5 protein-coding genes are annotated in these 7,735 nt (G+C 73.0%); 2 read left to right on the forward strand and 3 right to left on the reverse strand.

Annotated elements, in window-relative coordinates:
• Positions 1-209: 209 nt before the first annotated feature.
• The gene (locus ABGB17_RS38535; RefSeq protein ID WP_347639300.1) at positions 210-2,279 is read left to right on the forward strand and encodes a phospholipase C, phosphocholine-specific; all 2,070 of its coding nucleotides are present in this window, start codon (positions 210-212) and stop codon (positions 2,277-2,279) included.
• 49 nt (positions 2,280-2,328) lie between these two features.
• Here ABGB17_RS38535 and ABGB17_RS38540 read toward each other — a convergent pair whose 3' ends face one another.
• Positions 2,329-3,753 carry a glycoside hydrolase family 16 protein gene (locus ABGB17_RS38540; protein WP_347639303.1) on the reverse strand — a complete coding sequence of 475 codons (1,425 nt, stop codon included), beginning with the start codon at positions 3,751-3,753 and terminating at the stop codon, positions 2,329-2,331.
• A gap of 873 nt (positions 3,754-4,626) precedes the next feature.
• Here ABGB17_RS38540 and ABGB17_RS38545 point away from each other — a divergent pair.
• Positions 4,627-5,622, forward strand: a complete 996-nt coding sequence (locus ABGB17_RS38545) for a LacI family DNA-binding transcriptional regulator (protein ID WP_347639305.1) — start codon at positions 4,627-4,629, stop codon at positions 5,620-5,622.
• 5 nt (positions 5,623-5,627) lie between these two features.
• On the opposite strand, the gene ABGB17_RS38550 is transcribed toward ABGB17_RS38545, so the two are convergent.
• Both ABGB17_RS38550 and ABGB17_RS38555 read right to left on the reverse strand, forming a co-directional pair.
• Positions 5,628-6,845: a hypothetical protein gene (locus tag ABGB17_RS38550; protein WP_347639307.1), complete on the reverse strand. Its 1,218-nt coding sequence runs from the start codon at positions 6,843-6,845 to the stop codon at positions 5,628-5,630.
• Between the two features lie 162 nt (positions 6,846-7,007).
• The coding region (locus tag ABGB17_RS38555) for a hypothetical protein (RefSeq protein WP_347639309.1) at positions 7,008-7,735 on the reverse strand (728 nt) is incomplete at its 5' end.

The raw sequence follows: 7,735 nt of genomic DNA on the forward strand, positions 1-7,735 counted from the left end.
CGGGAGGGCAGGAGCCGGGAGCGGGGGGCGCGTTGGGGCTCAAGGGTGCTGCTCAGGGGTCGGGAGGTGGACGAGGGCGGAGGGGTGGGGTGGAGGTTCGTCCATGGTTTACCGGGAATGTCGCTGATCTTTGTTCTCTTGGTGGGCGTGGGGGGTGGGATGCTCGGGGCCGCCGGGAACCGTGGCGGCCGTAGGGAGAAAGGACCACGATGTCCCAGGGTCTGTCCCGCCGGGGGTTTCTCGCCGCCGGTGCCGGCGCCGCCGCAGTCTCGATGTTGCCGCCGTCCGTGCACGCCGCCATGGCGGCGCCGGTGCCCGCGGGCGGGTTGTCGGCGATCAAGCATGTCGTCTTCCTCATGCAGGAGAACCGGTCGTTCGACCACTACTTCGGCAGGCTGCGCGGCGTGCGCGGGTTCGGCGACCGCAACGCGATCACGCTGCCGGACGGGCGGCCGGTCTACGAGCAGCCGGGCGGCGCCGGCCGTGTGCTGCCCTTCCCGGTGCGCGAGGCGGCCGGGGTCGTCGGCAGGGACCTGCAGTGGATCTCGGCGCTGCCGCACGGCTGGAACGACGGCCAGGCCGCCGCGGCGGGCGGCTGGCACAACGGCTGGATCGCCGCCAAGAGCCCGGCGACCATGACGTTCTACGAGCGCCAGGACATCCCGCTGCAGTACGAGCTCGCCGACACCTTCACCGTCTGCGACCACTACTTCTGCTCGGTGTTGTCCTCCACCAGCCCGAACCGCAACTACCACGTCAGCGGGCACACCGGCTACGAGCCGGGCACCACCCGCCGGGCCGTCGACAACGCCGCCTACGACGAGGACACCCACGCCGGGTACACCTGGGCGAACGCCGGCGAGATCCTGGAGGACGCCGGCCACTCCTGGAAGGTCTACCAGGAGTGGGACAACTACGAGGACAACAACCTGGAGTTCTTCGCCACCTTCCGCCGCGTCGCCCGCAAGGCGCTGCGCGGCGACTTCCAGAGCCTGGACTCCTTCTACTCCGCCCTCGGCCGCGCCTCCTCCGACGCCGACCGCGAGGCGATGCTCGCCCGCCTGGAGGAGGGCGTGGCCACGCTCACCCCGCGGGAGCGCTCGCTGTACGACCGGGCGCTGCGCCGCGGCCGGCCGGGCACCCTGGCGGCGGGCTTCCGCGCGGACGTCGAGGCGGGCCGGCTGCCCAAGGTCAGCTACCTCGTGCCCTCGGCGGCCGACTCCGAGCACCCGAGCGCCTCGTCCCCCATCCAGAGCGCCCGCGTCACCTGGGACATCCTGGACGCCCTCGCCTCGACGCCCGAGGTCTGGCGCTCGACCGCGCTGTTCATCACCTACGACGAGAACGACGGCTTCTTCGACCACGTGCCGCCGCCGCGTCCCCCGGCCGAGCGGGCCGACGAGTTCTCCGACGGCAAGCCGATCGGCCTCGGCGTGCGGGTCCCCATGATCGTCGTGTCGCCGTGGACGGTCGGCGGGTACGTCTGCTCGCAGGTCTTCGACCACTCCTCCACCGTCCGTTTCCTGGAGAGCTGGCTGAAGGTCCGTTTCCCCGACGTCTCGGCGTGGCGCCGCACCGTCTCGGGCGACCTCACCTCGGCCTTCGACTTCACCAGGCCGGGCCCGCGCCCGAGCCCCGCGCACCCCGCCGCCGTGCCGCCGTTCACCGGCCGCTGGCGTCCGGCCCCGCCCGCCGACCAGCGCATGCCCGTGCAGGAGGACGGCGTGCGGCCGGCCCGCCCGCTGCCGTACCAGCCGGACGCCTCGGCCCGCCTGGCCGGCGGCGAGCTGCGCCTCACCCTGGCCAACCGGGGCGCCGAGAGCGTGCACATGGCGCTGTATCCGTACGCGGGCGAGTTGCCGGAGCCGCTGCACGCCGACGTGCTCGGCGAGACCACCCGCGTGGTCCCGGTGCCCGGCGACCGCTACGACCTGGTGCTCACCGGGCCGAACGGCTTCCGGCGTGAGTTCACCGGCACACCGGGCGGCGCCGCCGCCGGGCTGCGGGTCTCCTCGCGGGTGGACGGCGGCGCGCGGCGGCTCACCCTGGTGCTGCGCAACGAGGGCGCCGTACGGGTGAAGCTGCGGGTCTCCGCGCTGGCGTACGACGAGCGTGACCTCGCGGTGGTGCTGCGGCCCGGCCAGACCCGGGAGGTGCCCTGGCCCGCAAGGGACACGCACGGCTGGTACGACCTGCGGGTCTCCTGCGAGGAGGACGCGTCGTTCGGCCGCCGCCTGATGGGCCACATCGAGGACGGCCGCCCGAGCGTCACGGGCTGAGGCCGATCCCGGCCCGCGTCCCCGGGGGGACGCGGGCCGGGATCGGGGGTCAGCTGAACGTGAACCAGTTGAGGTTCAGGTAGTCCGCCGGCTGGCCGCTGCTGAAGGTGATGTAGACGGTGTGGGTGCCGGTGGTCGCCGCGATGTTGGCCGGGACGGTGCGCCAGCTCTGCCAGCCGCCGGTGTTGCCCACCGCGAAGTCACCGATGGGCGCGTTGGAGAGGCTGTCGAGACGGACCTGGACGAGGCCGCTCACCCCGCCGCCCGCGCCGGACGCCACGCGGGCGACGAACTGCGTCACCGGGGTGGAGCCGAAGTTGACGTTGTCGTAGCGCAGCCAGTCGCCGTTGGCGATGTGGGAGACGTTCTGGCCGCCGCCGGTGTCGGTGGTGGTCTCCACCTGGATGCCGTTCTGGGCCTGGAAGCTCTCGGCCTGGATGGTGGAGCGCGCGTTGTGTCCGCCGCCGGGGTTGCTCGGGGTGGGGGTGGGCGTGGCGGTCGGCGTGGTGCCGGCGCCGCTCTGCCAGACGGCCACGTAGTCGACGACCATGGGCCGGCCGGAGACGGTGGAGGCGGTGGGTGTGCCGGTGCCCGCGACGCCGTTGGGGAACGAGCCGCCCATGGCCACGTTGAGCAGCAGGAAGTAGCCCGCGTGGCTGGTCATGTTGTTCCACGTGGTGGCGTCGAGCTGGCCCTGGCTGACGCTGTGGTACTGCTGGCCGTCGACGTACCACCGCAACTGGTTGGGTGTGACGCCGCGGTCCCACTCGAAGCGGTAGGTGTGCATCGTGGACTGGCAGGTCGAGCCGGGACAGGCGCGGCTCGCTCCGAGCCCGTTGAACTCGTTGCACGGCCCGCCGGGGGCGACGCCGCAGTGCAGCACGCCGTACACGCGGTCGAGCCCGTTGACGTTCTCCATGATGTCGAACTCGCCGACGCCGGGCCAGTTCTGGTAGTTGCCGCGGTACGGCGCGCCGAGCGCCCAGAACGCCGGCCAGTAGCCGAGGGCGGCGCTGCCGGTGACGTTCGGCATCTGGAGGCGGCCCTCGATGCGCAGGATGCGCCCGGCGGCCGGCTTGAAGTCGCTGCGCTGGGTCTCGATGCGCGCGGACGTCCACTCGCCCGACGAGCCGCGGATCGGCGTGATGCGCAGGTTGCCGGAGCCGTCGAGGCTGACGTTGGCGGGGTCGGCGGTGTAGCGCTGGATCTCGCCGGTGCCCCAGTTGCCGGGCCCGCCCGGGTAGTTGTGGCCGGTGTCGAAGATCCAGTTGCTGGAGGACGGCAGGGAGCCGGCGGGGCCGTTGAAGTCGTCGGCCCAGACCAGGCTCCAGCCGCTCGGGGTGGCCGGCACGGCGGCGCCCGCGGGGTCCATGGCGACGACGAGCCCGGCGGCGGGCAGCAGCGCCATGGCCAGGGCGGTGACGAGGGTGCGTGGACGCAGGCGGCGGGGCGGTGGTTCGGCGGGAGTGCTCATGGTCATCCTCATCTCTTGGGGGGCCGCGCCGCGCGCTGGGGACGAGCGGGCACGGGTTGAGGGACGGGACCTCGGGACACGAGCGGCGACGCGGGAACGGAGAGCGGGGTCCGGGGTTCCCCGGGCTGGGAGGACCGGGGACGGCACCGGACGACGTAGGGACTGCGACGGTTCGGCGCCGCGGCAGGAGCCGGGCGACGTGTGCGCGCGGCGGAGCCGACGGCCGTTCCGGCACAGCACCGCGCGGGTGCACGCGTTGGTGTTACGCGTATGTAACGCTCTCCGGGCGCTGACGTTAGATCCCTCGACAAGGGGCTGTCAACCACAGGGGAAAGTTTCTTTGACGGATTGAGAGCGCTCTCCACTATTCGCCGCCGGGCGTCGCGCCTGAATATCGCCGGTCCTGGGCCGCTACCAGGCATGACCCGCGCCGGGCAGGTGGAGACGGTCTGTCATTGCCGGCGAAACGGCCGTCCCGAATCTTGACGAGGCACGAGTCCGGCGGCACGCTGATCCGAGAGCGCTCTCCCCAAGATCACCCGAAAATCTCGGGAAGGAGGGAACTCGGGCGGCGCCGACCGGCGTGTGCGGCGAGGCCGGAGCACGGCCGTCGCCGGGTCGGCGTGCGCGCGGACACCGCCGATGCGATGGAATGACGCATATGGCGAACACACCCGCGCGAACCGGCATGATCCCCGGTACATTCTCCTGATCAAGGGGCATGCGGGCAGACAGGCGGGTGACGGTCATCATCGAGGGCGTTACGGGGATGCCCGTACCGTGCGAGCGGGCGCGTCTCGTATGGTCACCAGTGGCGGACTTCGAGTGGCACCATGGTTACCGCCGGAGGCCGAGGAAGACAGGGCGCACAGAATGAAACGACCCACTCTGGAGGCGGTCGCCGCACGGGCAGGCGTCTCCCGGGCCACCGTCTCGCGGGTCGTCAACGGCCAGGCGACCGTGACCCCGGAGATCAGGGAGACGGTCCTGCGGGCGGTGAACGAGCTCGGGTACGTCCCCAACTCGGCCGCGCGCAGCCTGGTGACCCAGCGCACCGACTCCATCGCGCTGGTCATCTCCGAGCCGGCGACCCGGGTGTTCTCCGACGACCGCCTGTTCTCCATGGTGATCCGCACGGTGAGCAGCGAGCTGGAGGCGGTGGACAAGCAAATCGTTCTCATGCTCGCCAGCACCCCCCGCAACCACGCCCGTGTGGAGCGCTACATCTCCGGCGGCCACGTGGACGGCGTGCTGCTGCTGTCGATGCACGGCGCCGACCCGCTGCCCGCCGCCCTGACGCGCATGGGCGTGCCGGTGGTGTCGTACGGCCGCCCCGCGGTGGCCGTGGAGCTGCCGTACGTCGACAACGACAACGTGGGAGGCGCCGCCGCGGCCGTGCGGCACCTGCTGGACACCGGCCGGCGCCGCATCGCCACCATCGCGGGGCCGCAGGACATGATCGGCGGCCAGGACCGCCTGACCGGCTACCGCGACGCGCTGCGCAACTCCGACCGCCGCTCGATCGTCGCGGTCGGCGACTTCACCCGGGCGTCCGGCGCGGCGGCCATGCGCCAGCTCCTGGAGGACGACCCCGCGCTGGACGCGGTGTTCGCCGCCAACGACGCCATGGCCATCGGCGCGCTGAAGACCCTGCGCCAGTCGGGCCGCCGCGTCCCCGACGACGTGGCCCTGGTCGGTTTCGACGACATCGAGGCCGCCCGATACACCGACCCCCCGCTCACCACCGTGCGGCACCCGATCACCGAGCAGGCGACCGCGATGGTGCGGCTGCTGCTCACCGCACCGAAGGACCGGGTGAGCGACCACATCATCCTGCCGAGCGAGCTGGTGGTCCGCGAGTCCGCCTGAGACGGCTACGGCGTGTGGCCGAGGGCCTTCGGGATGCGGGCCAGGGTGCTGTACGGCAGCAGGCCGTAGGCGATGAAGTCGGTGGCGGTGGCCCCGGCGGCCTTGGCGGCACGGATCTTGGCGGCGAGGCGGTCGGTGGAGTCGGTGTCGGGCAGGCCGGGACGCAGGACGGCGCGCAGGTCGCGGTCGGTGCCGATCGAGCGGCGGTAGGCGCCGATGTCGTCGGCCACCCGGGCGGGGTCGCGGGCGTAGGCGAGCACGCCGAACGACGGCACCAGGTCGCCGAGCGCCACGAGGTCCACGCCCAGTTGCCAGGCGTCGTGGGCGGCGAGCCCCGCGGGGGGCAGGCCGTCGCGGTAGCCCTTGCGGTGGCCGGTGCCGTCCAGGAACGTCAGCCGGGAGCCCTCGGCGGCCACGGCGGCGGACACCTCGCTGACCAGGGAGGTCACGGTCTCCGAGCGGGCGCGGGCGTAGGCCACCACGTCGGGGCCGGCGTAGGCGGTGAGGGCGGCGCGGGTGACCTCGCCCTGCGCGGGCGGGTCGCCGTCCAGGACGCCGCCGACGATGCGGGCGCACTCCTCACGGGCCACCTCGGCCTTGACGCCGAGGTCGGTGGCGCGGCGCATGCACCACGCGCAGAAGCACAGGCCGAACAGGAACTCGTCCATGGGGCCGAGGGCCACGACGCTGCGCTCGTGGCCGTGGCCCTGGCCGAAGGCGCCGAAGTGCAGCGACTCGGCCACCACGCTGTCCACCCCGAGGCGCGCCACCGAGCGGGCGAGGGCCACGGCGTACAGCCGGACGTCGGGGTGGGCGGGGCACAGGCTCGCGGGGAAGCCGCGCCCGCCGAAGCAGTCCTGCACGGTGACCTCGGGGTCGGCGAGGCCGAGCGTGAGGTTGTGCAGGAAGACGGCCCAGCCGTGCAGCGCCATGCCCCGGTCCAGGGTGGCCTCCCGCAGCACGGCCAGCGGGCCGTCGGCGGCGCCCTCGCGCACCGGCGGGGTGAGGCGCAGGCCCTTGAACAGGTCGGGCGGCGGGACGAAGTGCACGCCCTCGGCACGCAGGGTGACCCGGGAGAGGCCGTGCGGGGTGACGTCGCGGGCCGCGTGGTAGGCGGCGGCCACCGTCACCTCGCGCACGCCGTACCCGCCGACGCGGTCGAGGACCCGGCCGACGCCTTCGTCCCGGACGTCCTCGACGTAGAGGTAGACCGAAGCGTCCACTGCAGCCGTGCCCTTCGCCGATGACCCGATGTCCCACGCGACCCTATATCGGCACGCGGACGAGCTCATCGGGAGTCAGCCCCGGGCGAACGGGGCACCGCCCGCCCGGGCCCGCCGCCGGCCGGGCGTGCCTCGCGGCCGGCGGCGGGGGCTTTCGGGGGGTCAGCAGGCGATGGGGGACGATCCGAGCGCGACGTCGTCGTACCAGATCGTGTCCGAGTCGCTGCCGTAGCTCTCCCAGCCGAGGCGCAGCGTGGCCGGCCGGGGGGCGGTCGTGCGGCTGAGCCACTGGGAGTCGATGTCGCGGGTGGGGGTCTGGTCCAGGTGGAGGCCCGCGACCTCCTGGTCGTCCACGTAGGTGCTCATCGCCTGGCGGGTGGTGTCGATCTGGTAGCGCAGGCAGACCCAGCGGTTGGTGGGCAGGGGCACGCTCAGGGAGACACCGGTCGGGCTCTGCTCGGGAAGCGTGGCGTCGTCGGACTCGCGGTTCCACTGCAGGGCGCCGTTCTGGCCGCCGATGCGCAGGTCGCGGTTGCCGTTGGCGGCGTCCGCCATGGTGATCATGGTGATGTGGGCGGCGGGCAGCGCGGTGGTGTGCCGGATCCACATGCGGCCGTACACCACCGGGCCGATGGAGGAGACGTTCTTGGTGGTGCCGACGAAGATGTGGTTGCAGTAGTTGCCGCCGCCGGCGACGCGCAGGGACTTGCCGCCGCTGTGCGCCTGCGTGGTGTCGATGGTGGCGGTGCCGGTGCCCGAGCAGTTGGGGGTGACGACCTGCCAGTCACCCGCGGGGGTGCCGTTCTGGTCCTCGAAGCCGGAGCAGACGACGGCGCCGGAGCACCCGGTGGAGCCGGTCGGGGTGGGCGTCGGGGTCGGGGTCGGCGTCG

The organism is Sphaerisporangium sp. B11E5, assembly GCF_039871875.1.
Classification (GTDB): domain Bacteria; phylum Actinomycetota; class Actinomycetes; order Streptosporangiales; family Streptosporangiaceae; genus Sphaerisporangium.

Coding starts and splice junctions, on each gene's coding strand:
- ABGB17_RS38535 (WP_347639300.1), top strand. CDS start 210: ATGTCCCAGGGTCTGTCCCGCCGGGGGTTTCTCGCCGCCGGTGCCGGC.
- ABGB17_RS38540 (WP_347639303.1), bottom strand. CDS start 3,753: ATGAGCACTCCCGCCGAACCACCGCCCCGCCGCCTGCGTCCACGCACC.
- ABGB17_RS38545 (WP_347639305.1), top strand. CDS start 4,627: ATGAAACGACCCACTCTGGAGGCGGTCGCCGCACGGGCAGGCGTCTCC.